Raw genomic sequence first — 26765 nt, forward strand, 5'->3', positions numbered from 1 at the left:
ATGGTTATAGTTCCTTATTGATGAGATCCTTTAGTTGCTGAAACGCGCCTTCATTCCGCTTGTAATAGGTCCACTGCCCCACCCGGTTAGATTCAACCAACCCTGTCCGCTGCAGCAGCGATAAATATTCAGACACCGTAGACTGTGTAACACCGGCTTTTTGCTGGATAGCACCCACACAAACCCCGCCCTCGTGCATATGGCTTTCATGATCAGGGAAATGAGCTTCCGGGTCTTTAAGCCACTCCAGAATTGAAAGCCTGGTTTTATTTGATAGTGCTTTGAAAATATCTACCTGATCCATAGTACAAAGATACATCGGGAATTCCCGATACATCAATATAAGTTACAACATGACTATTTAATGATCATCTGGCAGACAGGAAGCGTAAAAATTAATTGGAACGGGACAGCCTGTTCAGGACGGCCCCTGCGAAAGCTTTAAGGAATGGCATTGTCCGCAGGCTTCTCATGATAAAGAAATCCTGTAAAACGGAACTCTCCGAATCAAGGAAAGCAAAGATTCTGTAGGCCGGTGCTTTTTTAAACAGGTCGCCAAATAACTGATGGCCCTGGTATTCACCTTCTGCCAGCACATTGAGCAGCGTGGCATCATACAACTGTTGTTTAAGGCCGGTGTTTTCTTCTTTAAAGAAGGGATGGCCAGCTGACTGAAGACTATCAAGAATTCTTCCTACGGTCTTTTGTGTATTGGTAAAAGTATAGCCAGTACTTGCGCGCGTATCGCCGCCGGCAGTGCCGATATGGACAATGTTGCCTTCAAATCTTTTAAAAAGATGGTCAGTCATCGGAATCACTCCGTATTCATCTTCCAGCACTTCATACTGACCGATATGCAGCACTTCAAGGATATATTTTTTGATCTGCTGGTCATACATTTCCATAGGAAGCACTGATTTGGAAAACAGCGTATATTCTATAAACAGTTCGTCATTGGCCACAGGCAGCGTATAAAAAAAAGTCGTCCCGTTCTTCTGCTCTGTTCTGAAATCCATCAGCCATGCTTCTGAAAGCGGTGGAACTGCACTGCCGGTCTTAATCCTGATTCCTTTAAAATGCTGTAGAAAATACTGTTCTTTAGCCTGCAGCTCCGGCTGATGATAAATAGAATTGAAAAGATAACGGGAAACGTACGTGTGCTCCGGGGTAATTAATGTGCAGCTATCCTCTGCTGAAGAAACGGATAGCACATCAGCCTGTACAAAGGTAATATTAGTGCAGGCACGTAGGTAAGAAAGTACAGCGTGATAAAAATCTATACTTTTGATACTGTTATAAGTATAGCCACCACTGTTTAGCTGAAGCCTGTTCCCATCATTGGAAAAGAAAACCAGCTGGTCCCAGCGATGCCTGATCAGCTCTTCAAAACATGAATATTCTTTTTTCCAGAAAGACCAGGTCCTGTCATTACTCCCTTTATCAGACCGGTCTACAACGATGATCTGCTGCCCCTCCCAGATACCAAGTTTCATCGCCCGGTAAAGCAGGCTTAAACCAGCCAATCCCCCTCCGCAAATAAGAATATCACATTTTATATACATTGCCAAACGGTATCAACAAACCATTTTTTATGGTCGAGGAAATGAGTTACCGTTTTAAATCCAGTCGCACCGGCCATAGCCTCGGTCTCGCCAATACTATATTTCTGTGAGATCTCCATAAATATGAATTCGTTCTCCTTAAAGATAAACTTTTGCCCTGAAATATTAACCTCCTGTTCGACCCTGCTTACCAGATAACTTTTACATGCACCGCTGGCCGGATCATAGGTAGGGTAATGTTCAAACTGCTCAATATCAAAATCACCTCCAAGTTCATTATTGATCCTGTGTAAAAGGTTTAGGTTAAAATCCCTCGTAAAACCGGCAGCATCATTGTAGGCAGCCAGAATTGTGCGCGGATTCTTTTTAAGATCAAAGCCGATCAGCACAAGATCGCCTTCCTGCAGACAGGAACGGATTTTACGGCAGAATTCAACTGCATTTTCAGGGCTTTCATTGCCAATGTTGCCACCAAGCAGCAATACTACTTTTTTGCGGTCTGAAATCTGGTTTGCTTTTTCCAGCATTTCAAAATATTCACCGTTTAAGCCTTCCACTTTCAGGCCTTCGATCTGGCCTGGAAGCGTTTCTTCCAGATGGCTGATCATTGCAGATGAAATATCTATCGGCATATACGTGAAATCGGCCTTCATCTCCACCAGTTCTTTCAGGAGGAAACTGGATTTTGTGGCATCACCGGCGCCCATTTCTACCAGGTCAAAGGTGTTAAAACCATTCTTTAGCGTAACTGCCAGATCTCTGGTATGCTCCCTGAAAATCTCCATCTCGCAATTGGTAGGATAATATTCAGGGCAATCCATAATTTCCTGGAATAACTTATCACCTTTACCATCATAAAAATATTTGGAGTTTAATGTCTTCGGTGTCTGACTGAGGTCGTTCAAAACCTCCTTTAGAAATTGATTCATATTTATTTTGAGAGCCTTATTCCGCTAAACATCCAGCGTAAATTGGGGTGAAAAAAATTGCGGTAAGTATTGCGGCCGTGACCAGCCGGAGTGGCAACAGAAGCGCCACGCAATACTTTTTGGTTAACCATAAATTTACCATTGTATTCTCCTAATGCGCCCGCGGCCTTAGAGAACCCTGGATAAGGCAGATAAGCACTTTCTGTCCATTCCCAGAGCTTTCCCCAGTCCAATTGTACCGAAGCCACTTCCCATTCAAATTCTGTAGGCAAACGCATACCTTTCCATTGTGCAAATGCGGCTGCTTCATAATAGCTGATATGAGACACAGGTTCTTCAGGCTTTAATGTTTCCAGACCAGACAAACTATAGCGATGCCAGATTCCATCAACCTCATACCAGTACATTGGCGCAGTAATATTGTTTTTATTTACCCAGTCCCAGGCCTCGGCATGCCACAAGTTAAAGTCCTGGTAGCCACCGGCACGGATAAACTCAAGGTAATCTGCATTACTTACCAGACGGGTAGAAATACTGAAGTTCTGGATATAAACTTTATGTCTACCCAGTTCGTTATCAAAATGAAAACCATCACCCTGATAGCCAATTTCGTAAACTCCTTCATTAAAATCAGCCCAGCCTTCAGCGGAGTTGACCAATCCTGATTCTATATTGTCTGCTGCATATTCCGGAAAGAGGGGATTATGTCCCAGGATATATTTGATATCGTACCATAATAATTCCTGATGCTGCTGCTCATGGTTAAGCCCAAGTTCCAGCAGTTCCAATACAGTTGGATCAGTTAATCCCGGCAGGTATTTTTCCATTGCCTCATCTACATAGGCCCTGTACTGAAATACCTCGTCAACCGTTGGCCTGCTCAGGTTGCCCCGGTCTGTACGGATTACCCTGGCCCCTATGTTTTCATAGTAACTGTTAAAGACATAATTATAATCAGGATTGAATGGCTGATAGGCAAAAGCATTGGGAATGAGAATGAAGGTTTCAAAGAACCATGTGGTATGTCCCAGATGCCACTTTGGCGGACTCACATCCACCACGGGCTGAACCACATAGTCTTCTTTTTGAAGTTTCGAACATATCAGGACGCTATGCGACCTAACGGCTGAGTATTTATCCCAGAGTGACATATTATTTGTGCTTTAGATGGTTGGTTAAGTCTGTTATTGATTCGATGTGCAAACTTTGTGCCTGTTCTTTTCGCATCATGAGAGCATAACTGTTATTAAACCCAATTGGTTTTAGCCATTTAATATTAAATTGCTTATTAAATGCCTGACTCACATACTGGTATACTCCATCTGTATTTCCTTCAAGTTGCTTAATCGTTTTTTTGTCAGGTTTTAACAAAACCAAAAAGCCAGTTCCCGTGTACTCGGGATAGAAGTCTATCTGGTTGTTGGTTAAGGCATCAAAACATATTTTTGTACCTCCCAGCCCGGTTTTTGTCAGCACTGTCAGATCAGTGTTCCCCAGGATTAATATTTTATACATCTGGGCCAAAATATACTGCTCGCCAAAGATCTTGGAGCCAATCCTGACCGTACCCTTTGTGCCGTTTTTTGACGGTTTATATAAATGTTTAGACACCATGAAATCCATAGCAACCTGCTCAGGACTTTGTTTGAGCTGGTCCACTTTATAATTCAGGGCTGTCATGATCGAATCATTGATCGATCCGGATAACTGGTTGAGCACTGCCTCCAGTTCGGGATACTTTGTGAGCACCTCATTTCTGATCACAGGAGCTGCATAATATGGCGGAAAAATCCCCTTGTCATCCTTTAGTGTGATCAGATCATAAGCCTTTAAACGTCCATCCGTACTGTACCCGCTAATCACATCGAGCTTGTGCTCAAATGCAGCCTTGTACATCACCGCATCACTGATCACTACAGTTTCAATACCCAGGCGGTACACACTTTTTAAGCCCAGATAACCATCTTCCCTGCCCATAAATTCGGGTGTAAAACCGCCCAGCATCCTGCCGCCTATTTGAGTGGGCAACAAATAGAATGAGCTCATAGAAATAAAAACGAAGGGCAGGATCAGCCAGCTTACGCGTATACTTTTCAGGTTGATCTTTTGAACAAGCGACAAAAGGAAGTCCAGTATGATAGCGAGCAACGCTGCAGGAATGGCGCCCGCAAGGATCATGTTGGAGTTATTGAGTGCAATTCCTCCGAATATAAATTCTCCCAAACCACCTGCGGCGATATAAGCTGCCAGCGTAGCCACGCCAACATTGATTACCGTTGCTGTACGGATACCTGCCATTAATACCGGAAATGCCAGTGGCAGTTCTACTTTGGTGAGGATCTGCCATTTGCTCATGCCCATACCTTTTGCCGCATCTACCACCGCAGGGTTTACTTCCATAATCCCGGTGTATGTATTCCTGATCACAGGTAAAAGCGCATAAAGAAACAATGCAAGAATGGCGGGCTTGGGCCCGATGCCCAGGAAGGGAATCATCACGCCCAGTAAAGCGATGCTTGGAATAGTTTGCAGTACCCCCGCAATGCCGAGCACGATACCGGATAATTTCTGTTTTCTCGCAATCAGTATTCCCACCGGAACGGCAATGATAATAGCCAGGATCAGCGAAATCATCGTCAGCCCTATATGTGCCCAGGTTTGGTTCCACAATTTATCTGATTGCTGATTTACAAACTGCCAGAAAGTTTGAGTCTGATCCATCCTTATCTTTTTTTGTATTTTGAAAATGCAGCCATTAAACTTTCTATCGTTAGGGCATCGCCAGGTGCATCATCAGGGTAAGCATTCACTTGCAGCAAGCTCTCCATCTGATCCCACACAGAGATATTTTTTGCAGAGCCTGGCAAGATCTCTTCAAGCAAAACAGATTTCAGTTCCAGCTGCAAGCGCTGTTCGTCAAGGAAATTGGCAACAAAGTTGTTCGCAGGCCTGAAGAGCAAATCTTCCGGGGTTCCAATCTGCATGATCTCCCCTTTGTCCATCAGGCAGATCCTGTCGCCCATTTCAAACGCTTCCTGCACATCATGCGTAACCATGATAATCGTTTTTTTTACCAGTTCATCCAGCACCCTGAATTCTTTCCGGATACTGATACGCGTTAAATTGTCAAGTGCCCCAAAAGGTTCATCCATCAACAGCACCGGAGGGTTTACCATCAGTGAACGTGCAAGTCCCACACGCTGCTGCTGTCCCCCACTGAGTGCGGCAGGATATTTATCCTTTATTGCCGGATCAAGATTGAGCTTTTCAAAAAGTTCATCTGCCCGTTTACCGGTCTTACTGCTTTCCCATTTTAGGAGACGTGGAACAATCGCAATATTTTCTGCAACAGTGTAATGCGGGAACAGGCCGTGATTCTGCAAAACATATCCTATACCACGCCTTAAAGTTTCAGGCTGCTGCGACCTGATATCTGTGCCATTTAGAAATATGGTTCCCGAGTCTGGTTCTGTAAGCCTGTTTACCATGCGGAGGGTAGTGGTCTTGCCGCAACCGCTGGTGCCCAGCAGGATCAGGTTCTCCCCCTCTTTTACATCGAAACTGATGCTGTTCACCGCGGTGGATGAACCAAATTTCTTTACCAGGTGCGCTGCTTTGATCATTTAGGTGATGGACATAAATAAATTATTGAGCGATTCTGCATACAAAGGATGGGCAAAAATCGTGTACCTGATCTCTTCATAGGTAATCTTTCCCATCATTGCCATCTGTATAATCGACATAATCTCGCCCCCCTGTTCACCGATGATGGTAGCGCCAAGGATCTGTTTGGTTTTCTTATCAACTACAGCCTTCATAAAGCCACGAGTTTGTCCGGTTTCAATCGCCCGGGCTACATGCTCCATTGGTAATTTGGCCACCAGGTAATCAAGTTTCGCTGCTATGGCCTGTGTTTCGGTGATGCCGATCCGGCCTAGCTGGGGATCAATAAACATACAATAAGGAATCATCCGGCCTTTGATACTCATCTTCGCATTTTCCAGGAGGTTTGCCGCAACCACCACATAATCATTGTAAGAAATGTGGGTAAATGCCGGGCCACCCTTCACATCACCAAGGGCATATACATTTTTAACTGCAGTTTCCAGAAAATCATTCACCTGCACGTGGCCTTTTTCATCGCATTTGATGCCTGTATTTTCAAGTCCCAGATTTTCAGTCTGCGGTTTTCTGCCTGAAGCGAGGAGAACATGGCTGCCGCTGTAATGCATTTTTTTGCCATTGTGCTCTGCAGTAACTTTTATTTTATGATCAGCAGTTTTTTCAAATTTGCTTACGTTTACCTCGGTAAACACCTCAATGCCATCCTCTTTGAAAAACTCGGTAACTACTTCGCAAACATCACCATCCTCTTTGGGAAGCAGCCTGTCGCCATGCTCAAGGAGGGTTACTTTGGCTCCGAAACGGCTAAACATCTGCGCAAACTCCAGTCCGATATACCCGCCTCCTACAATCAGCAAATGCTCAGGCACCTGATCAAGTTCCAGGATAGTTGTTGAAGTGAGGTAATTAATATCATGTACCCCTTCTATATCCGGGATCACAGGGCTCTCGCCGGTATTAATAAAAATATGCTTTGCGGTATAGTTCTCAAAACTTCCGTCCCTGCCATCGATGTACAAAGTATGGTCATCAGTAAATTTTGCTTCACCATATATCAGTGTCAGGTTTTTGGTGTTTTCAAGTCCGGAAACCGAGCCGTCATGAGAATGCTTAACAATGCCGGCTTTACGCGCCATTACAGCTTTAAAATCCACCTTGTAAGCAGGGATATCAATACCCAGATCCGCGCTTCTTTCAGCCATGAAAGCAAGTTTTGCAGAAGCAACCAGTGCTTTTGTAGGTGTGCAGCCATCATTAATACACGTTCCCCCTACTAATCTCTTTTCTATAATTGCTGTTTTCCATCCCGCCTTCGCTAATTTTCTGGCTAGTGGCGTTCCTGCCTGGCCTGAGCCTATAATGATTGCATCAAATTCCTTCATGATCTGTTTTTTCCTGTATATAATTTATTTATCGGCCTTGTAACTTAATCCGTTACTTCTACGCCTTTCCAAAACGCAACATGGTCTTTAATCTGTTTGGCTGCATCTTTTGGGGCTGGGTAATACCAGGCAGCGTCAGGATTGGACTTGCCATCCACCTCAAGTGTAAAATAGGAAGCTTCGCCTTTCCAGGGACAGGTAGTATGTTTCTCTGAATTTTTAAAATATTCCTTATTTAAAGATTCTTCAGGGAAATAATGGTTATTTTCTACTACTATAGTATCCTGGCTTTCTGCCAGGACCTTACCGTTATAAATTGCCTTCATAAGATGAGTTTTGTTTTGTCAATGATTAACAATTAATAATTCAAAATGTCGATAGTTTTTTCAAGTTCTTGTATAGTATTAAAATAATGTGGTGAAAAGCGGATCACTCCATCCAGATTCTTCTTATTGAAATCGATACGTGCAAAATCTCTGAAGCTCATGGAAAAGTATACCTGATGATCTTTCAGCAGCTGAGCGGTATCCTGCAGGGGACGGTTCTTTGTAGTAAAAGTAAGTATATTGCTCAGCAGAGTTCCCTGGTCATGCAATTCTAGTCCATCCACCTTTTCGAGTGCTTTTCTAAAATACTGCATCAGTTCATTGTTGTACTGATCAATGTTTTTGATCCCCAGCCCATTGATATATTTCAGTGCTTCGGCAAGTCCGATTTTAGCTGCCGGTGAGCATTCCCAGAATTCAAATCTTTTTGCGGTTCCCGCCAGTTTGTAGCTATCGTCCCCTGTCCATTCAGCCCCCTGCATATCAAAAATCAGGGGCACCAGTTGCATGTCAAGTATTTTGTCAGACACATATAAAATCCCGGTACCTCTTGGGCCGCGCACAAATTTCCTTCCTGTGGCGGTTAGAAAATCGCAGCCAATCTTTTGGACATCCACAATCCGCTGTCCTACAGACTGGCAGGCGTCCAGTAAATATAAAACATCATATTTGCGGCAGATCCGGCCAACCTCTTCAACCGGCTGCACCAGTCCGGAATTGGTTGGCATATGCGTAATGGCCACTAATTTTGGGCGGTGCCTGATCATCAGTTTTTCAAAGAAATCAAGGTCGAGATCGCCATTGGCCAGGTTCTTTGCCCTGACGATGCTAATGCCAAGCCGCTCCTTCAGCGACAGAAAAGAAAGTTGATTAGAAATATAATCATCATCTGTAGTCAGGATCACATCTCCTGCTTTAAAATCCACTGCGGTAATTGCCCTGGCATAGGCATCGGTTGAACTGGCTGTATAAGCTATGTTTTCTGGGGCGCAGTTCAGGAGAATTGCGGCCTGCACATAAAATTCCTTGATTTCATTTTCAAACCGGGCTGCGAGTGCATATCCCCCATCTATCGCCTCCATTTGCAGGTAGGCCAGCATTTTTTCAGTTACACTTTGTGGTACCAGCGAGGAGCCTGCGCTGTTCAGGAAAATTTTATCAGCACATCCTTTTGTCTGTTGCCTGATGAGGTCAGTATCCATATCCTTAACGAATTGTTTAATGGCATTAAGGTAAAGAAAATATTCTTAAGAATGTAAAAGGCCAAAGCTAGTTCAGCTGGTCAAGCGGTTTTCTGTCAGCGGAGGGCTGTATTTTGTATTTACTTGGCGGCATACCGGTAACAGCTTTGAACTGTGTAGACAGGTGCGCGCTGCTGCTGTAACCCATTTGCCAGGCAATCTCATTCAGGTTCAGTTCACCATATTCCAGTAATTCCTTCACCTTCTCTATCTTCTGGTGAATGATATATTTCTCGATCGTTATCCCCTCGTTGTCAGAAAACAGCCTGCTGAGATAAACATAGTCTTTGTTCAGTTTTTGAGCGATCAGATTCATCAGGCTTTGCTGCATAGCACTAAGGTCAGAATAATGTACAATCTCTATCACCTGCGTTTTGATCTGCTCAATCAGCTGGTTCTTTTCTTTATCGATCAATTCAAAACCCAGCACCTGCAGCGCTTCAGAAACTTGCTTTAGTTTCAGCAGGTCAGGATCGGGTGATACCGTCACTTTGCCCAGGGAAATCGCTTCTACGTTTAGGCCCAGCTGATCCAGCTGTTGCTTTACCATCAGTATGCAGCGGTCGCACACCATATTTTTTATATACAGCGTCATCAGATCAGTTCGGCCTGGTATCCGGCCTTCTTTAAGGTTTCGATCACTTCATCAGTTAAATTATCTCTTGTTCCCGTAACAGTAAGGATTTTCTCCGCAACATTTGTATCCACAGTCCATTTTTCAAGACCGTCTACAGCATCCAGATGAGGAGTCACCGTTTCGATGCAGCCTCCGCATTTGATATTTGTTTTAAATTTTAATGTCTTCATTATCTTATATTTTTGTTTAGCCTGATCAACTTTAACCTGAGACTATTGCCTACCACTGAAACAGAGCTGAGTGCCATGGCCGCTCCGGCGATCATAGGATTAAGCAAAAATCCATTTACAGGGAATAATATTCCTGCTGCCAAAGGTATGCCAATCAGATTGTATATAAATGCCCAGAATAAATTCTGCCTGATCGTTCTCACCGTTTCGCGGGATAATCTTAATGCTTCAGGAACCTTCCTCAGGTCAGAAGAGATCAGGGTCAGCTGTGCTACATCGATTGCAATATCAGAGCCTTTGCCCATCGCGATGGAAAGGTCTGCCTGGGCAAGGGCCTCACTGTCATTGATCCCGTCCCCGATCATCGCTACTACTTTACCCTGCTGCTGCAGATCTTTCACGAAATCAGCCTTTTCAGAGGGCGATAAGGCTGCCCTGTAATGATCTATTCCCAACTTCTTTGCTATAGCTGCGGCAGTGAACTGGTTATCTCCCGTTAGCATATAAACCACTATGTCCAGTTTCTGCAGCGACTGAAGGGCTTCTTTAGAGCCCTCTTTCAATTCATCCGCCACAGCCAATACAGCCAGTACTTCTTCGCTGTTGCCAAAATAGATTACCGTCTTGGCTTTCTGCTCGTAATCATTTACCACTGCGGCAAGTTCATCAGGCAGTAAGATATTCCGGCGGGAAAGCATTTTATCGCTGCCGGCGAAATAAGACTTGCTTTCAAAAACGCCTTCTACCCCTGCGCCCGTGATACTTGTAAAGGACCTGACCGCTGCCGGCCTGATATTTTGCAGTTGAATAAAGTTCAGCACCGCAACAGCCAGAGGGTGTTCAGAATCCTGTTCCAATGCGAGCAGGATTCCCAGAAAGAATTGCGCCTTATCCTGCCCCTGGGCAGCCCATTCCATATGGTTTACTGTCGGACGCCCCTGTGTAAGGGTACCTGTTTTATCCAGCACCACAGCATTTACTTTGTAACCGCTTTCCAGTGCTTCAGCATCCTTAATCAGGATCCCGTTTTCTGCACCGATGCCCATTCCAACCATAATTGCTGTTGGGGTAGCCAGCCCCAGCGCACAGGGACAGGCAATAACAAGGACAGTTACCATCGCCATCAGCCCCTGGCTCAGCTTGTATTCTCCGCCGAACAGGAGCCAGGCAGCCAGGGTAAGCAGGGCAATAAACAGCACTACCGGAACAAAAATACCGGCAATATGATCTACCAGTTTTTGTACCGGAGCCTTTGAGCCCTGTGCATCCTGCACTTGGCGGATGATCTGCGCCAGTAATGTATCGGCACCAACTTTCTCCGCATGAAATTTAAAACTGCCTTTCTGGTTGATTGTACCGGCAAACACAAAGCCGCCTGCCTCCTTTAAGATGGCAACCGGCTCACCGCTGATCATACTCTCATCCACATAAGAAGTACCGCTGAAGACCGTGCCGTCCACAGGGATTTTATCGCCCGGTTTCACCGCCAGCAGGTCGCCTTTCTGAACAGCAGAAATTTCAATTTCTTTTTCGCCCTCCGGCCCTGTCAGCATCACAGTTTTAGGCTGCAGGCCAATCAGTTTTTTTATAGCCGATGAAGTACTGGATTTTGCGCGTTCTTCCAGCAGTTTCCCAAGCATAATAAATACAATGACAACTGCAGCAGCCTCATAGTAAACATGCGGATGCATGCCCCTGCTGTGCCAGTATTGCTGAAAGAATGTATTAAATACGCTGAAAAGATATGAGATGCCTGTACTCAGCGCTACAAGGCTATCCATATTGGCCCTGTGATGACGGGCCTGCCTGAAAGCATTAATGAAGAAATTATTTCCAAATACAAACAAAACCGGCGTTGTTAGAACCAGCATATAGTAGTTTGCATACGGAATATCCATAAAGAACATGCCGATAACAATTACCGGCAATGTAAGTGCTGCTGCCAGAATAGTTCTTTTTTTAAGTGCTTTGTACTGGCTGGCCTGTACTTCGGCCTGTTTCCCTGTCGCATTTGCTGTATCCAGGATCAGATCATAACCTGCTCCCTGTAATGCTTCCTTAAATTTTATGGGTATGATGAGGGCCGGATGAAATACCACCTTCACCTGTTGGGTAGCGTAATTCACTTCTGCAGTTTCTATGCCCGGCTGTGCGGCAAGAACAGATTGTACGCTTGAAGCACATCCTGCACAGGTCATGCCTAATACCGGTAAAGAAACTGTTTGAAGATCTGAAGCTGACATCCTGTTATCCTGAACAACAAAGATAAGCCTCCGGCATGCAAATGATTTACACGCTATTGTTATAATTTTATATAATCTGAAGAATAAATGACGGCGCCGGCAGCCTTGTTGAGAATGCCGGCTCCTGAATTGATGGGATTAAAAATCCAGATTACCCTCTACAGAATCATCCATCGTTTTACCTGTTACTACAGATGCTGCCATCTTTGCAAATGCCACCATATCACCGTGTTTGTTGTCCCAGTAATACACATTGGTTGGTACCACTTTCAATAAACTGATATTAAAATCATCCTTTCCGCCCTGAAACCAAACTTTTAAAAGCGGTTTCCAGAGCTCATCGATTTTCTGCTGATCGGTACTGATTTCGGTGATACCGTAAATATTCAAAAATCCTGAATTTGTAGACTCCTGGAAAAAGAGGTGGGTAAATGGGTCAGACGCAATCTCAGTATTCTTGGTACTGTCTTTCATGCTCATAAACCACAGGTTACCGTCATCGTCTACATCCAATACGGCCATAGGTCTTACAGATAATGGTAATCCCGTTTTGATATTGGTACAGAAAAAGCACGTTTCTGCTTTGGTTGCAATATGCTTTAGTTTTTCGAGCGCCTCTTTTCCTTCTAAAGTTTTGATATGCTCGTCAGTAGGTTGCGTGTTATTAGAACTGTCACGCGAGTTTTGAATGTTTTCCATAAGTTCATTGGTAGATGAATATGATGAACACGTGTTCACAGAATTTGTTTCCACGATTACATAAAACTCTACATATCAGGGACTAAAGTCCCCATTTACACTCACAATCTATTAATTCAAACAATAGCCCATAAATCCGGTTAAATCAATATGGACGTATTTAATATTAAAATAGGATTTGGAGACAACGAATTAACGCTCACAGTTTTGCCAAATGAAGATGGACAGTATAAAATCATCTATTATGGCGGGGTCCTTGGAGCAATCCGCCTGGAGGCAGATAACGAAACCTGGGAAAAAGTCCCGGATGATGAGCTTGAAGCCGGCGACCTGCCTTTTTACAAACATGACCTTACAGCAGACAGGCTGGAGATTGTACTGGACGATCCTACTATAGGGAAAATCGGCGAAGAAATACATGCCCATTCATAGAAAACCCCTCTACCTACTGGTAAAGGGGCTCAAAACACACACTATTCTATTTAAATTACCGTAAAGTGCCTTTGAAGACACTTTACATATCATATTGTCACAAATATCTTACCACTAATTTCGATTTAGTGAGCTGATAAAATGAATGGCTGATAAAAAAAACAACACAACTGCTGATCAGCAGATCAGATAAATCCTGAGATGCTAAACTTCTGCCAGTAATTTTTGCTTATAATCTTCCAGTTTCGCCATTTCATCTTCAGGGAGCTCCGGGACTTTAAGGTTAAGATTATTAAATTTTTCTTCCAGGATCTGGCTGATCGCCAGTCGAGCAAACCATTTTTTGTCGGCCGGAATTATGTACCAGGGCGCCTGATCAGTAGAAGTTTCTGCAATTGCCTCTTCATAAGCCGACATGTAATCTTTCCATAACCCTCTTTCAGTGATATCTGCCGAAGAGAATTTCCAGTTTTTTGAAGGATCATTGATCCTGTCCAGAAAACGTTCTTTTTGCGTTTCTTCAGATACGTTCAGAAAAAACTTCAGTATAACTGTACCGTTCTCTGCCAAATGTTTTTCAAAATTACGGATACTTTCGTAGCGTGCTTTCCAGAAAGATTTATCTATTTTTTTAACTGTGTCGTAACCCGGGATCCGCTCACTGAGCACATATTCCGGATGAACTTTGCACACCAGTACATTCTCATAGTGCGAGCGGTTGTGGATACTTATTCTGCCTCTCTGGGGAAGGGCAAGGTAATGCCTCCATAAAAAATCATGCTCATATTCATTGGAAGTAGGTGTCTTAAAGCTAAATACCTGGCATCCCTGCGGATTAAGCCCAGACATCACATGCGAGATGGCGCTATCTTTCCCGGCTGCGTCCATTGCCTGAAAAATAATCAGCACAGAATGGGAATTTTCCGCATACAGTGTCTCCTGATACTTGCTTAGTTTTTCCTTGATAACTTCAAGCGTGGCCTTACCAACCTCTTTCTCTATATCGCCGGTGTAATTGGTACTGTAGTCCTTCAGTTTTATTTTCTGCCCTGATGGTGCCAAAAAGCGATTCTGATCTTTGCTCATTTATGATGTGTTTAAAAAACCATTTGTGTGGTAGTATTGTTTAATCTGTTCAAAAACAAGCAATTTTATAGCCTGCGGCCAGTGAAAGGCAACGTATTTTGGAATGGCTAAAATTTTAGTGATTTATTTGCGTTAATTTGCACATTGAGTCTTTAACAAGAATTTCATAAGAACTGTTTTACAAAATATTTTGACCCCAACAAATGTTTAAAGAGATCCATAACAAATACATCCGATATTTATCCATATTTATCTACAGTATCATTATCTTCTTTTGCGCGCTGCAACTCAATTTCCTTTGGCTCTTTGGTTATTCTCCTTCTATTCACGACATCAAAATGCCTACCCTTCGCGTGGGGTCAGAATTGTATACTTCAGATGGTAAGCTCATCGGCAGATATTATAAAGAAAACCGCACCCCGGTTGATTTCAAGCAGATTTCCCCTAGTGTGATCAATGCACTGGTAGCCACAGAAGATGTACGCTTTTATAAACATATCGGTATTGATTTCCGCTCCCTGCTGTCCAGCGGGCTCTCTACGGCAACAGGTGAGAAACGTGGTGCAAGTACCATTACGCAGCAGCTGGCTAAAAACATGTACCGCACCCGTTATAATAAGTCGCAGGGATTTATTAAACATATCCCGGTTGTACGTACCATAGTTTCGAAGCTGAAAGAATGGATGACTGCAGTAAAACTGGAATCCAACTATTCTAAAAATGATATCATCACCATGTATCTTAATACCGTATCCTTTGGGAACAATACCTATGGTATCAAAACTGCAGCAAGGATATACTTTGATAAACAAACAGATTCCTTAACGGTTCCGGAATCGGCTATGCTCATCGGCATGCTTAAAGGCACATCTACCTATAATCCCGTGCGCTATCCTGAAAGAGCTCTCGAAAGAAGGAACGTCTCTTTATCACAGATGAACAAATACGGCTATATCAGCAGTGAAGAACTTTCACGCTTTAAAAGCCTGCCGCTGGAACTTAAAGAAGGAAGAATTGATGAGGGGAGCGATGGCGATTCTTACCTCAGGGCAGCAGTGTCCAAGTATCTTGAAAAATGGTGCAGGGAAAATAAGTATGACCTGTATGAAGATGGATTAAAGATCTACACAACAATTGATTCCAAACTGCAAAAATATGCCGAAGAAGCGGTTGCAGAGCAGATGAAGATCATCCAGAAAAGATTTTATAATGTATGGGGCAACGAAGACCCATGGCAGGATTCAGAAAAACATAAAGTTGACTATCCCGGACGTGCAATGCATAACCTGCCTATTTATGCGATGCTTGAAAAGAAATTTGCCAATAAGCCTGATTCCATAGAGGCCTATTTCAATAAAAAGAAAAAAATGAAAATCTTCTCCTATAAGGGAGACAGGGATACGCTTTTCTCTACAATGGACTCCATCCGCTACTATGGAAAGATTATAAACACCGGGATGATGACCCTGGATCCCTTTAGCGGCAAGATTAAAGTATGGGTTGGCGGAGTGGACCACAAATTCTTTAAATACGACCACGTTAACCAGGCCAAGAGACAGGCAGGGTCTACCTTTAAACCCTTTGCTTACCTGGCTGCTTTTGAAAGCGGTATGAGCCCATGTGATACCTTTGTAGACAAACCCGTAAAGATCAAATACGAGGAGAACGGGAAAACAGAATACTGGGAGCCGAGAAATGCGGATTGGAACACCACATACAGGGAGATGTCGCTCCGTGCTGCCATGGGACGTTCTGTGAATACCGTCACCGCCCAGGTAACCGAAAAGGTAGGCTGGGACAATGTAGTTAAATGGGCACATGAATGCGGTATAGACAGCCATCTGCAATCAGTCCCTTCTGTTAGTTTAGGGCCGAATGACGTGTCTGTGTACGAAATGGTGAGGGCTTACGGTACCTTTCTTAACAAAGGTGTAAGAACAGATCCGATCCTGGTAGAGAAAATTACTGATCAGGATAATAATGTGATTGAAGATTTTGTAGCCAAAACCAAGAGAGTGCTTTCTGAAGAGATCGCATGGCTGATGCTGTACATGTTCAGGGGCGGAATGGAAGAACCAGGCGGAACCTCACAGGCATTATGGGAATGGGACCTCTGGAAAAAGAACAATCAGATTGGTGGTAAAACAGGAACCTCCTCAGATTACGTAGATGCCTGGTATATGGGCATTACTAAAGACCTGGTAACAGGTGTTTGGGTGGGCTGTGATGAGCGCTCCGCGCATTTCAAAAATGGCGAGACCGGTGAAGGATCTCATACTGCACTGCCTATCTTCGCCAAGTTTATGGAAAAAGTTTACCATGATCAAAGTACAGGTTATACTTACGGTCCTTTCCCTAAAGCTACCGTACCTATTACAAGAAGCATCAACTGCCCTACCCCTGTTTATGTTGCGGATACTACCACCACAGACAGCGTAGCTACCGATTCACTGAATGTAAGCCCGCCTGCAGAAGGTGAAGCCACCCAACAAAAACAGGAAGAAGTAAAACCTGAAGAAAAAAAGGCTCCTGAACCGGCGCCACAGCAATTGCCGCCTGTACCGCTCAGCCGTAAGGAAGAGCGCGAACTCAAAAAGAAACAACGGCAGGAAGAACGGGAAAGAAAGAAAAACGAAAAAAACGGAAATTAAAAAAAGCTAAAGGCCAGCTGGAACTCAAAAACCAGCCGGCCTTTTTTATTTAGGGTCCTCATTTTTAAAATCATTTATGACATAATTGTCAATGGCATCTTTACCTGGGTAGGTATCGGCCTGTTCATGGTGATATGCTCAAAATCAAGACCTATGGTAAGGTCAATCCAGTCAGGGTTGCATGAACGTACCAAACGCTCTTTCTGCATCCTGGTAAACCGGCTGATCAGTTTAAACCTGCTCAGTGCCTGGCTCTCAGTTTTGAACTCTTCAAAATAAACCAAACGGGTAAGCTGCTGTGCATGATCAAAAAACAGGCTTGGCATCTGCTTATAAAAATCGAGCGTCTTAATTAAATCAGCGCTCATTCCAACGTGTAAACTGGCACGGTTCCTATCGGTTACGATGTAGACAAATTTTTTCATTGCTTTCAGCTTAAATTATTACCACTAATTAAATTAGTATATATATTTGCAGTACGAATAAATATTACTAACTTTATTGGTACAATATTACTAACTATTTTAGTAAAAACAAATTATTTCTAATCTTTTATTTTATGTCGAATATTTCCAGCAATCTCAAATACCTAAGAAAGAAAAAAGGCCATACACAGCAGCAATTCGCTGATTTGATGGATATTAAAAGATCTCTTGTTGGCGCCTACGAAGAAGACCGGGCAGAACCTAAATACGACTTACTAAAAATAATAGCAGAATACTTTGAACTGACCATTGATGAGTTTATCAACGAAACAGTCAATGACAAGTGGAAACCGAAGCTAAAAAGCCAGGGATCCAACCTGAGGATACTCAGTATTTCTGTAGATCACAACGATAATGAGAACATTGAGATGGTCCCTGTGAAAGCAAGTGCCGGTTACCTGAACGGATTTGCAGACCCGGAATATATCAGAGACCTGCCTAAATTCCAGCTGCCGCTGCCGGCCCTTAAACAGGGTACGTTCAGGGCTTTCGAGATTGTAGGTGACTCCATGCTGCCGATCCAACCGGGAAGTGTGATCGTAGGTGAGTATATTGATAACTGGAATGATATTAAAACAGGTGAGACGTATGTGATTGTGAGCAAAAACGAAGGCGTAGTCTACAAACGTGCCGGCAACAGGTTCAAAGAAAACAAAGAATTGAAACTGGTTTCAGACAATAAAATGTATGATCCCTACATGGTGGCGGCCGAAGATATCCTGGAGATCTGGAAAGCAAAAGCCTATATAAGCTCTACATTGCCAGACCCTGCTCCTGAGCCTACTATAGAAACGCTGACCAATATGATGTCACAGATGCAGAAATCACTTTCTCAGATGAACAAAAATTAATATTTTAAAGGAGATTAAACCGTTTTCAATTTTTCAGCTCAAAGAGATATGAAAAAATTATTTTTGACACTCGCTATTGCAGTAATGGGATTTACGGCAAGTTATGCACAAACTGCAGCGCATCATGAAAAAGCTACTCCGGCCCAGAAAGCAGAAAAAAGTACGGCTAAACTGCAAAAGGAACTTTCATTAACAGCTGACCAGAAAAATAAAGTATACGCCATAGAGCTGGATAAATTCCAGAAAGCAGAAGCACTGCACAAGTCTGGCCATGAGGCTAAAAGTGCAATGAAGGATAAGCAGAAGGCGATCAAAAAAGATACAGAAGCCAAACTGGATAAAGTTCTGAATGCAGAACAGAAGAAAAAGCTGGATGCGCTGCAGGCTGAGAAAAAAGCAAAGAAAGATAAAAAGAAAGCAGATAAAGCCTAGGCCCATCTGACAGACCAAAAGCCCGGCAATTGCCGGGCAAAAAAAAGGCCATCTCATATGAGACGGCCTTTTCTACGTTAATAGTTTATTTCTATTTAACTGTATCAATCACAGCTTTGAAAGCTTCAGGGTGATTCATAGCTAAATCAGCTAAAACCTTACGGTTTAAACCAATATTTTTAGTAGCTAATTTACCGATCAGTTGAGAGTAAGAAATACCGTGCTGACGAGCTCCAGCGTTGATACGTTGGATCCACAATCCGCGGAATTCTCTTTTCTTAACTTTACGGTCACGGTATGCATACTGCAAACCTTTCTCAACCGTATTTTTTGCTACAGTGAATACTTTACTTCTTGATCCCCAATAGCCTTTGGCCATATTAAGGACTTTTTTCCGTCTTCTTCTCGAAGCTACTGCGTTTACCGAACGTGGCATAGTGTTGTTGTTTTTTGATAAACGGTGTTGCGTATTTCAGCAAACTTACTACCGGGTACCTGGTTAAAAATTAATTATTTACCGATAGCAAGCATACGCTTAACGTTGCCCATATCAGCAGCTGACACCATTGAGGTGTGACCTAAATTACGCTTACGTTTAGTAGACATTTTTGTTAAAATGTGACTTTTGTATGCGTTCTTTCTAGCGATTTTACCGGTTCCAGTAAGCGAAAAACGCTTTTTAGCACTGGAATTGGTTTTCATTTTTGGCATAACCTGTGTTATTATTTATGTAATTTATTTATTTTTTTACAACTTTTGGAGCAAGGGTAAGGAACATACGTTTACCTTCCAACTTAGGTAAAAGCTCAACCTTTCCAATATCTTCCAAAGCCTGTGCAAACTTAAGCAACAGGATCTCTCCCTGCTCTTTGTAAACGATTGCCCTGCCTTTGAAATGTACGTATGCTCTCACTTTTTCGCCACTTTCCAGAAAACTCTGAGCATGTTTCAGTTTAAACTGAAAATCATGGTCATTCGTATTAGGACCGAAACGGATCTCTTTAATTACTGTCTGTTTAGCATTTGCCTTAATCTCTTTCTGCTTTTTCTTTTGTTCGTAAACGAACTTGCTGTAATCGATTATTCTACAAACCGGAGGTACTGCGTTAGGTGATATTTCTACCAGATCCAGCTCCAGTTCATCGGCAAGGGCTAAAGCTTTTGCCAAAGGATAAATCCCTGGTTCAACATTATCTCCAGCTAACCTGACCTCCTGGGCCCTGATAAACTGATTAATATTATGTTCTGCTTCTTTTTTCTTAAAAGGAGGACGTGGTCCCCTGTTAAATCCTGGTCTGCCTAATGCCAAATTTATATACTATTTAAACTGTTATTTCTTTAATTAATAATTCTCTGAACGCCTCAATGGTCATCTCTCCTAAATCACCCTCGCCATGCTTTCTCACTGATAATTTACCTTCTGCCATTTCCTTCTCCCCAATTATCAGCATATAAGGCGTCTTTTTAACCTCCGCGTCCCTGATCTTCCTGCCGATCTTCTCATCCCGAAAGTCAATCAAACCGCGAATATCGGAATTATTTAGTTCATCTGAAACTTTTTTAGCATAATCTTCATACTTTTCTGAAATAGGAAGGATTATAAATTGTTCAGGCGAAAGCCATAACGGGAAATTACCGGCACAATGTTCAATCAAAACTGCTACAAAACGCTCCAGGGAACCAAATGGTGCCCGGTGGATCATCACAGGTCTGTGCTTCTGGTTGTCACTGCCGGTATATTCAAGCTCAAAACGCTCAGGAAGGTTATAGTCTACCTGGATCGTTCCCAGCTGCCATTTCCTGCCTAAAGCATCTTTCACCATAAAGTCCAGCTTCGGACCATAAAACGCAGCTTCGCCCAGTTCAACTACAGTAGACAGCCCTTTCTCAGCAGCAGCTTCAATAATTGCACCTTCAGCAAGTTTCCAGTTTTCATCGGTTCCGATGTATTTGGATTTGTTTTCAGGGTCTCTTAAAGATACCTGTGCAGTATAGTCACTAAAACCTAATGATTTAAACACATACAGTACCAGATCGATCACCTTTTTAAACTCATCCTTTACCTGGTCCGGACGACAGAATAAGTGTGCATCATCCTGAGTAAATCCACGCACCCTGGTCAGGCCGTGCATCTCTCCGCTTTGCTCATAACGGTAAACCGTACCAAACTCAGCAAAACGTAACGGAAGATCTTTGTAAGAACGCGGTTTAACTTTATAAATCTCACAATGGTGAGGACAGTTCATTGGTTTTAGCAGGAACTCCTCTCCTTCCTGAGGGGTTTTTATCGACTGGAACGAGTCCTTGCCGTATTTCTCCCAGTGACCGGAAGTAACATATAAATTTTTATGTCCGATGTGCGGAGTGATCACCTGCTCGTACCCTGCTTTGCCCTGTGCTTTGGTTAAAAAGTTGACCAAACGCTCGCGCAAGGCGGTTCCTTTAGGCAACCATAACGGCAGCCCCATACCCACTTTTTCAGAGAAAGCAAATAATTCCAGTTCTTTGCCCAGCTTCCTGTGGTCGCGTTTTTTCGCTTCCTCAATCATCAGCAAATATTCTGTAAGTTCACTTGCCTTTGGAAAAGTAACCCCATAGATCCTTGTAAGCTGTTTTTTTGTCTCATCCCCCCTCCAGTATGCACCCGCAACGTTCATCAGCTTAACAGCCTTAACAAAGCCTGTATTTGGAATATGCGGGCCACGGCACAAGTCTGTGAAAGCACCTTGTTTATAAAAGGTGATCTTTCCGTCTTCAAGCCCCTGGATCAGGTCCAGCTTATATTCATCTCCCTTTTCAGTGAAATAACTGATGGCGTCAGCTTTGGAGACGCTGGTACGCTCAAAAACTTCTTTCTGCTTGGCCAGCTCCATAAACTTGGCTTCAATCGCCTTAAAATCGTCCGAAGAAAATTCATGGTCGCCAAAATCCACATCATAGTAAAAGCCTGTTTCAATGGCAGGGCCGATACCAAATTTGGTGCCCGGATAAAGCGCCTCCAGTGCCTCTGCCATAATATGCGCAGAAGAGTGCCAGAATGTAGCCTTACCGGCAGTATCATTCCAGGTCAGCAATTTCACCGATGAATCTTTTTCAATTGGCCTGGATGAATCCCAGACTTCGCCGTCTACTTCGGCTGCAAGAACATTGCGTGCTAATCCTTCTGAAATGGATAAAGCAATCTGATGGGCAGTAGTCCCATTTTCATACGGACGGGCAGAGCCATCCGGTAAAGTAATGTTAATCATCTACAACTATGATTTATATATGAATGAATTGATAATAATTATTAATCACTTACAAGGTGATCTTTATATTGCAAAGATAAGGTTTTAAGAAAGAATATCAGAAACGAATCTTATTTTGTGTAAGTAACAGCTTCAGTCCCCTGCCCCACAATGACCATTGCTGCAAGGTTCACAAACAGTCCATGCGCAAGAATCCCTTCAATCTGGTTCAGTTTTTCTGACAATGCTGCCGGATCACCGATCAGGCCAAAGTCGGCATCCACAATCAGATTGTGGTTGTCGGTAATAAACTGCTTTCCGTCTTTCATTCTCACGGCGCCCTGGCCGCCCAGTTTCGCCATTGCACGTACCACATAATTCAGTGCCAGAGGTACAATCTCTACCGGTACTTTAAACTTGCCCAGCTGATCTACTTTTTTTGCAGCATCGGCAATGATAATCTCCTTTTTTGTCAGGGAGGCTACGATCTTTTCCCTGAAATGTGCTCCCCCGCCCCCTTTGATCAGGTTCAGATTTTCATCAAATTCGTCCGCGCCGTCTATCGTCACATCTATATACTCCACCGCGTTCATATCCAGCAGTTCAATACCCAGGGAAGTGGCCAGCGATGCCGTGTGTTCTGAAGTAGGCACGCCTTTGATCTTCAACCCGTTTTTCACGAGTTCTGCAACTTCGATAATCGTATAATAAGCTGTAGAGCCCGTTCCTAACCCTACGATATCATTGTCGCGGATGTATTTAACAGCTTCGCGTGCAGCAACCTGTTTTTCAAGATCTTTTGTATTTAATGGTTCCTTGTCCAAAATAGTAAAACTTAAATGGTGAGTAATGCGGTTAAGCGCGATAAAATTAAACAAAATAAATAAACCCGCTATCAAATTTGGCGGAGTTAAATATTTTAAAGGCTTTCATTTGTGGTCATGATGTCAATAATAGCCTGCGGCATATATTTAGGATCAAGGATGGCATTTATATATCCTGCTGCAATTACACTTTCGGGCATACTTTCTTCACCGGCGGTATCAGGCGTTTGTGCAATGATGTACGCCCCGGCTTTGGCTAAAGCCTTCACTCCTTTAGTGCCATCTTTGCCCATGCCAGAGAAAATGATAGCGATTTTCCGGAACAGGGTGTCCTCTGCCAGCGAAACAAAAAACATGTCTATCGCATTATTTACCTTAACAGACAAATCTCTGTCTGTCAAGATCAAATTCCCTTCGTCAATGGTCATCGTTTTATTCTCAGGCATCACATACACGATGTTAGATTTGATCTGCATGTTATTTTCTACCGTACAAACGTCAATAGCACTGTGCTTTTGTATCATTTCAGTCAGCCTGCTTTTCTGATGTGCATACAAATGTGTAGTGATTACGTAAGACACACCGTCTGGCAATGTATTCTCGAAGAATTCGGAAAGAGCGGCCAGTCCTCCGGCAGATGCACCCAGGGCAACGATATATTTATTTTTCATATGATCAGTTCCCTGCTAAGATATGGCTTCTATCCGTTAAGCATCCTTATGGCTTTGAAAATCTGATAAATTTATACAGTCCCTTCATCAACAACAGAAAAAATACATTTTCTTATTTAGGCTACAAAATTCCTGATTTCGACTACAAAAGGTCAGTGCCTGATACAGACCTTTGAGCTATCAAATTCAAAGACAATATAAATTATGGCACATCAAAATGAAAAAAATAAGATCTGGTTTATCACCGGAGCTTCACGCGGATTTGGACGTGTATGGACTGAAGCTGCTCTGGAGCGTGGCGACAAAGTTGCTGCCACTGCACGCAAGTTATCCGGCATCGCTGATTTAAAAGAAAAATACGGAGACAGCGTTCTTACCCTGGAGCTGGATGTAACCAATCCCGATCAGGTAAAAACAGTTGTAGCACAAGCTTTTGACCACTTTGGCAGTTTGGATATTGTACTGAATAATGCCGGGTATTCGCTGGTAGGCACTATTGAGGAGGCAAGCCCTGAAGATGTCCGCGCCCTCTACGAAACAAACGTTTACGGCCCGCTGGCTGTCATTCGGGCCGCCTTACCATTCCTGCGCAAACAAGGTTATGGACATATCCTGGGCACATCCAGTAACCTGGGCCATGTAGCTATGCCAGTAATTGGCTACTATTGTTCGTCCAAATGGGCATTTGAAGCAATTCATGAAAGCCTGGCAACTGAGGTTAAAGCTTTTGGCATCAACGTTACGATTATAGAACCAGGAGCATATGCCACAGAATTTGGCAGCCAGGAATCACTGAAGTTTGCCCCCGGGCTTGATATTTATACGGAATTCAAAGCAAATTTTATAGATGGCTTAAAAAACCTTGAAAGAGGCAATCCCAAAGCTACTCCAGAGGCACTCTTTAAAATGGTGGATTCAGAAAACCCTCCGCTCAGGTTCCATCTCGGCAGCCACAACCTGCCGGGCGTTCGTAAGGCCTATGCTGAACGCCTTGCCACCTGGGAAGAATGGGATGCTGTTTCAAGCGCTGCCCAGGGTTAAAACTTTGTCATACATTGCAGACCGGCAGGTAAAGCGGTCTGCAATTTTAATATATTTATCTTATGAAAAAAGAAGCAAACAGTCCCATTAAATTCGAATCGCTCTCTGAAGCGCATGAGGCATTTGGCTTGCCCAAACCGCTGCACCCGCTGATCAGCCTGATGAAAGGCACTCCTGTGTCTGTCGCCGCGTCTGAACATCACGTACTAAGCTTCTACAAAATTTCGTACAAGCCAAAAATCACCGGAAAATTAAAGTACGGCCAGAGCTATTATGATTTTAACGAAGGCGGGTTACTATTTGCTTCGCCCGGACAGGTGATCGGCAGCAACGACCATGACATGAGTGTCTGTTCTGAATACACATTGCTCATTCATCCAGATTTCCTTCTGGGTTACACACTGGCAAAAAACATTAAACAATACGGCTTCTTCTCGTATTCTGCCAATGAAACGCTGCATCTTTCAGCACTTGAAAAGGATACGGTGATGTCTATCTTCAAATTTATGGAAGATGAGCTGAACAGCCGGACAGACGACTTTAGCCAGGATGTAATTATTTCACAGCTAGAGCTGCTGCTGAATTATGCAAACCGCTTTTATAAACGCCAGTTTATCACGCGAAAAGCCGCCAGCAACGATCTATTGCTGCGCCTGGAAGAAATTCTAAGCGAATATTTCCGTAATGAGGACACACTAAGCCAGGGCCTTCCCTCCGTACAGTTCATTGCCGAACGGCTAAACCTCTCTCCAGGCTATCTTAGTGACATGCTGCGTTCCCTAACCGGCCAGAACGCACAGCAGCATATTCACGATAAACTCATAGAAGCAGCAAAAGAGAAACTAAGCACGACCAGTTTATCTGTGAGCGAAGTAGCCTATGCTTTAGGTTTTGAGCATTCGCAGTCGTTCAGCAAACTTTTTAAAACCAAGACCGACCTTTCCCCTTTGGAATACAGACGGTCTTTTAATTAAACTGCAGCTACCTTAGCCAGGCTCCAGCACGTAGTACCCTCAAATCCCCAAATTTGGCGATTAGTTTTTCGTCAGGCTAATTTTACATTTGAAACACCTGGGTCCCGCTGTATGCAGGGGTGGTATTTAATGAGGATCGCCATCGGAAACACGCTAACCTCAACAGGATTTATTTGAACTTCAGAAATGCATCCAGGGCTTCAGATGGCTTGCCATCATTTCCCCATGCACTCAGGTCGTAATGGCTCCAGCTCCTCGCTCCCTCCGGCTCCCAGTACAGTACGCCCAAACCCTGATGCTGTGGTACTTCCTTTACTTTCTGCATCACCGCCAGCAGCATATCGTAGGTATTCTGCACCTTATTATCTTCGTTCCCTACCTCTACTACCATTACCTCCTTGTGGAACCTCGCAGCCATATCGTTCAGGTTGGCAGACAGGTCATTGATAGAAAGGGTATAGTCTGGTTTGCCCTCCAGCCAATAAGGATAATAGGAAAGTCCGATGACATCGTATTTTGCCCCATGTGCAGCAGCATTGTCAAACCAGGTACGGAAACGTTTATTGTTGTTGCCCTGGTCTACATGAAGAATTACTTTAGAAGCTGGACTCACATCCTTCACTGCCTGATAGCCTTTGTTGATCAGCTGTGCAAGCTGGCCCCAATTGGAGGTGCTGCCTTCAGGGTAAATCATTCCCTCTGCCGTTTCATTGCCTACCTGCACCCATTCCGGGTAAACACCCTCCTTCTTCAGCGCATTCATTACGCCAAGGGTATAGGTATAAACGTCTGTCAGCAGTCCAGGAAAGTCGTGTCCTTCCCAGGCCTTTGGCTTCTTTTGCTTACTGGGATCAGCCCAGCTATCGCTGTAATGCAGGTCGATCATGATCCGCATCCCCCATTTTTTTGCACGTATAGCCATGGCTACCGTTTCTTCGGTGCTGCAATGCCCGCTGATTTTATCATCAGATGGATTTACCCAGGTCCGCAGCCTGACCGTGTTTATTCCATGGTCCTTCAGTATTTTAAAGCAGTCTTCTTCTTTGCCGCTGTTATTATAAAATTTATAACCTGTGGCTTCCATCTGTGGCAGCCAGCCGATATCGGCGCCTTTTACAAATGCAGATGAAGCATTAGTAACGGCAGTTTTTTTAACAGCGCAGCCAGAGAGGATGAGCAGTGCTGACAGTAGGATTGAGATTTTCATGTTCAGGGTAGTTTGCACAATTATACTCATTTTTCATTCCTTCCCTGCCAGAATTGTATATTTACAGCAGT

Annotated in this window: 28 protein-coding genes; 6 read left to right on the forward strand and 22 right to left on the reverse strand. The window is 43.5% G+C overall.

What is annotated here, in order from left to right:
* Window positions 1–4 precede the first annotated feature (4 nt).
* The 13 genes from FN831_RS20145 to FN831_RS20205 form a co-directional block, all read right to left on the reverse strand.
* Window positions 5–304 carry an ArsR/SmtB family transcription factor gene (locus FN831_RS20145; protein ID WP_142530005.1) on the reverse strand — a complete coding sequence of 100 codons (300 nt, stop codon included), beginning with the start codon at window positions 302–304 and terminating at the stop codon, window positions 5–7.
* 91 nt (window positions 305–395) lie between these two features.
* Entirely contained in the window at window positions 396–1562 is a 1167-nt protein-coding gene (locus FN831_RS20150; protein ID WP_142530006.1) for a lycopene cyclase family protein, read from the reverse strand.
* Entirely contained in the window at window positions 1553–2491 is a 939-nt protein-coding gene (locus FN831_RS20155; protein WP_142530007.1) for an L-histidine N(alpha)-methyltransferase, read from the reverse strand. Before FN831_RS20155 ends, FN831_RS20150 begins: the two co-directional genes overlap by 10 nt.
* Window positions 2492–2493: 2 nt before the next feature.
* On the reverse strand, window positions 2494–3642 hold the full coding sequence (gene egtB / locus FN831_RS20160; RefSeq protein WP_142530008.1) for an ergothioneine biosynthesis protein EgtB: 1149 nt from the start codon (window positions 3640–3642) through the stop codon (window positions 2494–2496).
* 1 nt (window position 3643) lies between these two features.
* Window positions 3644–5212 (reverse strand): ABC transporter permease/substrate-binding protein, encoded by a 1569-nt coding sequence (locus tag FN831_RS20165; RefSeq protein ID WP_142530009.1) that lies wholly within the window; start codon window positions 5210–5212, stop codon window positions 3644–3646.
* Window positions 5213–5214: 2 nt separating this feature from the next.
* Window positions 5215–6114, reverse strand: a complete 900-nt coding sequence (locus tag FN831_RS20170) for an ABC transporter ATP-binding protein (RefSeq protein WP_142530010.1) — start codon at window positions 6112–6114, stop codon at window positions 5215–5217.
* Window positions 6115–7497: a dihydrolipoyl dehydrogenase gene (lpdA, locus tag FN831_RS20175; RefSeq protein WP_142530011.1), complete on the reverse strand. Its 1383-nt coding sequence runs from the start codon at window positions 7495–7497 to the stop codon at window positions 6115–6117. It abuts the gene before it with no gap.
* Window positions 7498–7541: 44 nt separating this feature from the next.
* A complete protein-coding gene (locus FN831_RS20180) occupies window positions 7542–7823 on the reverse strand; it encodes a DUF427 domain-containing protein (protein WP_142530012.1) in 282 nt (93 codons plus the stop codon).
* A 32-nt stretch (window positions 7824–7855) separates the two neighbouring features.
* Entirely contained in the window at window positions 7856–9025 is a 1170-nt protein-coding gene (locus FN831_RS20185) for an aminotransferase class V-fold PLP-dependent enzyme (protein ID WP_142530013.1), read from the reverse strand.
* 67 nt (window positions 9026–9092) lie between these two features.
* Complete coding sequence (locus tag FN831_RS20190) at window positions 9093–9659, reverse strand: AraC family transcriptional regulator (RefSeq protein WP_142530014.1); 567 nt, start codon at window positions 9657–9659, stop codon at window positions 9093–9095.
* Window positions 9659–9871, reverse strand: a complete 213-nt coding sequence (locus FN831_RS20195; RefSeq protein WP_142530015.1) for a heavy-metal-associated domain-containing protein — start codon at window positions 9869–9871, stop codon at window positions 9659–9661. The genes FN831_RS20190 and FN831_RS20195 overlap by 1 nt, the downstream gene beginning before the upstream one ends.
* Window positions 9871–12114 (reverse strand): heavy metal translocating P-type ATPase, encoded by a 2244-nt coding sequence (locus tag FN831_RS20200; protein WP_221931364.1) that lies wholly within the window; start codon window positions 12112–12114, stop codon window positions 9871–9873. The genes FN831_RS20195 and FN831_RS20200 overlap by 1 nt, the downstream gene beginning before the upstream one ends.
* A gap of 138 nt (window positions 12115–12252) precedes the next feature.
* Window positions 12253–12813: a pyridoxamine 5'-phosphate oxidase family protein gene (locus FN831_RS20205; RefSeq protein ID WP_142530016.1), complete on the reverse strand. Its 561-nt coding sequence runs from the start codon at window positions 12811–12813 to the stop codon at window positions 12253–12255.
* Window positions 12814–12963: 150 nt separating this feature from the next.
* Between FN831_RS20205 and FN831_RS20210 the strand changes: the two genes are divergently transcribed.
* On the forward strand, window positions 12964–13245 hold the full coding sequence (locus tag FN831_RS20210) for a hypothetical protein (protein WP_142530017.1): 282 nt from the start codon (window positions 12964–12966) through the stop codon (window positions 13243–13245).
* Between the two features lie 204 nt (window positions 13246–13449).
* Here FN831_RS20210 and FN831_RS20215 read toward each other — a convergent pair whose 3' ends face one another.
* Entirely contained in the window at window positions 13450–14331 is an 882-nt protein-coding gene (locus tag FN831_RS20215; RefSeq protein WP_142530018.1) for a polyphosphate kinase 2 family protein, read from the reverse strand.
* 203 nt (window positions 14332–14534) lie between these two features.
* On the opposite strand from FN831_RS20215, the gene FN831_RS20220 reads away from it, so the two are divergent.
* Window positions 14535–16982 (forward strand): transglycosylase domain-containing protein, encoded by a 2448-nt coding sequence (locus FN831_RS20220; RefSeq protein WP_142530019.1) that lies wholly within the window; start codon window positions 14535–14537, stop codon window positions 16980–16982.
* Window positions 16983–17056: 74 nt separating this feature from the next.
* On the opposite strand, the gene FN831_RS20225 is transcribed toward FN831_RS20220, so the two are convergent.
* The gene (locus tag FN831_RS20225; protein WP_142530020.1) at window positions 17057–17407 is read right to left on the reverse strand and encodes a GIY-YIG nuclease family protein; all 351 of its coding nucleotides are present in this window, start codon (window positions 17405–17407) and stop codon (window positions 17057–17059) included.
* Window positions 17408–17541: 134 nt separating this feature from the next.
* On the opposite strand from FN831_RS20225, the gene FN831_RS20230 reads away from it, so the two are divergent.
* Both FN831_RS20230 and FN831_RS20235 read left to right on the forward strand, forming a co-directional pair.
* A complete protein-coding gene (locus FN831_RS20230) occupies window positions 17542–18318 on the forward strand; it encodes an XRE family transcriptional regulator (RefSeq protein ID WP_142530021.1) in 777 nt (258 codons plus the stop codon).
* Between the two features lie 48 nt (window positions 18319–18366).
* The gene (locus tag FN831_RS20235) at window positions 18367–18750 is read left to right on the forward strand and encodes a hypothetical protein (protein ID WP_142530022.1); all 384 of its coding nucleotides are present in this window, start codon (window positions 18367–18369) and stop codon (window positions 18748–18750) included.
* A gap of 91 nt (window positions 18751–18841) precedes the next feature.
* Here FN831_RS20235 and rplT read toward each other — a convergent pair whose 3' ends face one another.
* From rplT to FN831_RS20265, 6 genes are all read right to left on the reverse strand, one after another.
* On the reverse strand, window positions 18842–19186 hold the full coding sequence (rplT, locus tag FN831_RS20240) for a 50S ribosomal protein L20 (RefSeq protein WP_037439531.1): 345 nt from the start codon (window positions 19184–19186) through the stop codon (window positions 18842–18844).
* A gap of 74 nt (window positions 19187–19260) precedes the next feature.
* Window positions 19261–19461, reverse strand: a complete 201-nt coding sequence (gene rpmI / locus FN831_RS20245; RefSeq protein WP_041887185.1) for a 50S ribosomal protein L35 — start codon at window positions 19459–19461, stop codon at window positions 19261–19263.
* A 28-nt stretch (window positions 19462–19489) separates the two neighbouring features.
* Window positions 19490–20059: a translation initiation factor IF-3 gene (infC, locus tag FN831_RS20250; protein ID WP_090555863.1), complete on the reverse strand. Its 570-nt coding sequence runs from the start codon at window positions 20057–20059 to the stop codon at window positions 19490–19492.
* Window positions 20060–20072: 13 nt separating this feature from the next.
* On the reverse strand, window positions 20073–21998 hold the full coding sequence (thrS, locus tag FN831_RS20255; protein ID WP_142530023.1) for a threonine--tRNA ligase: 1926 nt from the start codon (window positions 21996–21998) through the stop codon (window positions 20073–20075).
* Window positions 21999–22108: 110 nt separating this feature from the next.
* The gene (gene rpiA / locus FN831_RS20260; RefSeq protein WP_142530024.1) at window positions 22109–22801 is read right to left on the reverse strand and encodes a ribose-5-phosphate isomerase RpiA; all 693 of its coding nucleotides are present in this window, start codon (window positions 22799–22801) and stop codon (window positions 22109–22111) included.
* A gap of 95 nt (window positions 22802–22896) precedes the next feature.
* Window positions 22897–23472: a chemotaxis protein CheB gene (locus FN831_RS20265; RefSeq protein WP_142530025.1), complete on the reverse strand. Its 576-nt coding sequence runs from the start codon at window positions 23470–23472 to the stop codon at window positions 22897–22899.
* Between the two features lie 204 nt (window positions 23473–23676).
* Between FN831_RS20265 and FN831_RS20270 the strand changes: the two genes are divergently transcribed.
* Together FN831_RS20270 and FN831_RS20275 are read left to right on the forward strand one after the other, a co-directional pair.
* Entirely contained in the window at window positions 23677–24513 is an 837-nt protein-coding gene (locus FN831_RS20270) for an SDR family NAD(P)-dependent oxidoreductase (RefSeq protein ID WP_142530026.1), read from the forward strand.
* A 62-nt stretch (window positions 24514–24575) separates the two neighbouring features.
* On the forward strand, window positions 24576–25487 hold the full coding sequence (locus FN831_RS20275) for a helix-turn-helix domain-containing protein (RefSeq protein ID WP_142530027.1): 912 nt from the start codon (window positions 24576–24578) through the stop codon (window positions 25485–25487).
* Between the two features lie 169 nt (window positions 25488–25656).
* On the opposite strand, the gene FN831_RS20280 is transcribed toward FN831_RS20275, so the two are convergent.
* On the reverse strand, window positions 25657–26694 hold the full coding sequence (locus tag FN831_RS20280; protein WP_142530028.1) for a glycoside hydrolase family 53 protein: 1038 nt from the start codon (window positions 26692–26694) through the stop codon (window positions 25657–25659).
* Window positions 26695–26765: the final 71 nt, after the last annotated feature.

The organism is Pedobacter westerhofensis (genome assembly GCF_900182595.1).
Lineage (GTDB): Bacteria > Bacteroidota > Bacteroidia > Sphingobacteriales > Sphingobacteriaceae > Pedobacter > Pedobacter westerhofensis.

Bases quoted from the DNA above. Each gene is read 5' to 3' on its own strand.
- FN831_RS20220 (WP_142530019.1), top strand. From the start codon at position 14,535: ATGTTTAAAGAGATCCATAACAAATACATCCGATATTTATCCATATTT.
- FN831_RS20150 (WP_142530006.1), bottom strand. From the start codon at position 1,562: ATGTATATAAAATGTGATATTCTTATTTGCGGAGGGGGATTGGCTGGT.
- FN831_RS20235 (WP_142530022.1), top strand. From the start codon at position 18,367: ATGAAAAAATTATTTTTGACACTCGCTATTGCAGTAATGGGATTTACG.
- FN831_RS20155 (WP_142530007.1), bottom strand. From the start codon at position 2,491: ATGAATCAATTTCTAAAGGAGGTTTTGAACGACCTCAGTCAGACACCG.
- FN831_RS20145 (WP_142530005.1), bottom strand. From the start codon at position 304: ATGGATCAGGTAGATATTTTCAAAGCACTATCAAATAAAACCAGGCTT.
- egtB (WP_142530008.1), bottom strand. From the start codon at position 3,642: ATGTCACTCTGGGATAAATACTCAGCCGTTAGGTCGCATAGCGTCCTG.
- rpmI (WP_041887185.1), bottom strand. From the start codon at position 19,461: ATGCCAAAAATGAAAACCAATTCCAGTGCTAAAAAGCGTTTTTCGCTT.
- FN831_RS20205 (WP_142530016.1), bottom strand. From the start codon at position 12,813: ATGGAAAACATTCAAAACTCGCGTGACAGTTCTAATAACACGCAACCT.
- FN831_RS20215 (WP_142530018.1), bottom strand. From the start codon at position 14,331: ATGAGCAAAGATCAGAATCGCTTTTTGGCACCATCAGGGCAGAAAATA.
- FN831_RS20275 (WP_142530027.1), top strand. From the start codon at position 24,576: ATGAAAAAAGAAGCAAACAGTCCCATTAAATTCGAATCGCTCTCTGAA.
- FN831_RS20185 (WP_142530013.1), bottom strand. From the start codon at position 9,025: ATGGATACTGACCTCATCAGGCAACAGACAAAAGGATGTGCTGATAAA.
- FN831_RS20195 (WP_142530015.1), bottom strand. From the start codon at position 9,871: ATGAAGACATTAAAATTTAAAACAAATATCAAATGCGGAGGCTGCATC.
- FN831_RS20190 (WP_142530014.1), bottom strand. From the start codon at position 9,659: ATGACGCTGTATATAAAAAATATGGTGTGCGACCGCTGCATACTGATG.
- rplT (WP_037439531.1), bottom strand. From the start codon at position 19,186: ATGCCACGTTCGGTAAACGCAGTAGCTTCGAGAAGAAGACGGAAAAAA.
- FN831_RS20200 (WP_221931364.1), bottom strand. From the start codon at position 12,114: ATGTCAGCTTCAGATCTTCAAACAGTTTCTTTACCGGTATTAGGCATG.
- FN831_RS20225 (WP_142530020.1), bottom strand. From the start codon at position 17,407: ATGAAAAAATTTGTCTACATCGTAACCGATAGGAACCGTGCCAGTTTA.
- FN831_RS20210 (WP_142530017.1), top strand. From the start codon at position 12,964: ATGGACGTATTTAATATTAAAATAGGATTTGGAGACAACGAATTAACG.
- FN831_RS20165 (WP_142530009.1), bottom strand. From the start codon at position 5,212: ATGGATCAGACTCAAACTTTCTGGCAGTTTGTAAATCAGCAATCAGAT.
- thrS (WP_142530023.1), bottom strand. From the start codon at position 21,998: ATGATTAACATTACTTTACCGGATGGCTCTGCCCGTCCGTATGAAAAT.
- FN831_RS20180 (WP_142530012.1), bottom strand. From the start codon at position 7,823: ATGAAGGCAATTTATAACGGTAAGGTCCTGGCAGAAAGCCAGGATACT.
- FN831_RS20265 (WP_142530025.1), bottom strand. From the start codon at position 23,472: ATGAAAAATAAATATATCGTTGCCCTGGGTGCATCTGCCGGAGGACTG.
- FN831_RS20280 (WP_142530028.1), bottom strand. From the start codon at position 26,694: ATGAAAATCTCAATCCTACTGTCAGCACTGCTCATCCTCTCTGGCTGC.
- FN831_RS20230 (WP_142530021.1), top strand. From the start codon at position 17,542: ATGTCGAATATTTCCAGCAATCTCAAATACCTAAGAAAGAAAAAAGGC.
- lpdA (WP_142530011.1), bottom strand. From the start codon at position 7,497: ATGAAGGAATTTGATGCAATCATTATAGGCTCAGGCCAGGCAGGAACG.
- FN831_RS20270 (WP_142530026.1), top strand. From the start codon at position 23,677: ATGGCACATCAAAATGAAAAAAATAAGATCTGGTTTATCACCGGAGCT.
- FN831_RS20170 (WP_142530010.1), bottom strand. From the start codon at position 6,114: ATGATCAAAGCAGCGCACCTGGTAAAGAAATTTGGTTCATCCACCGCG.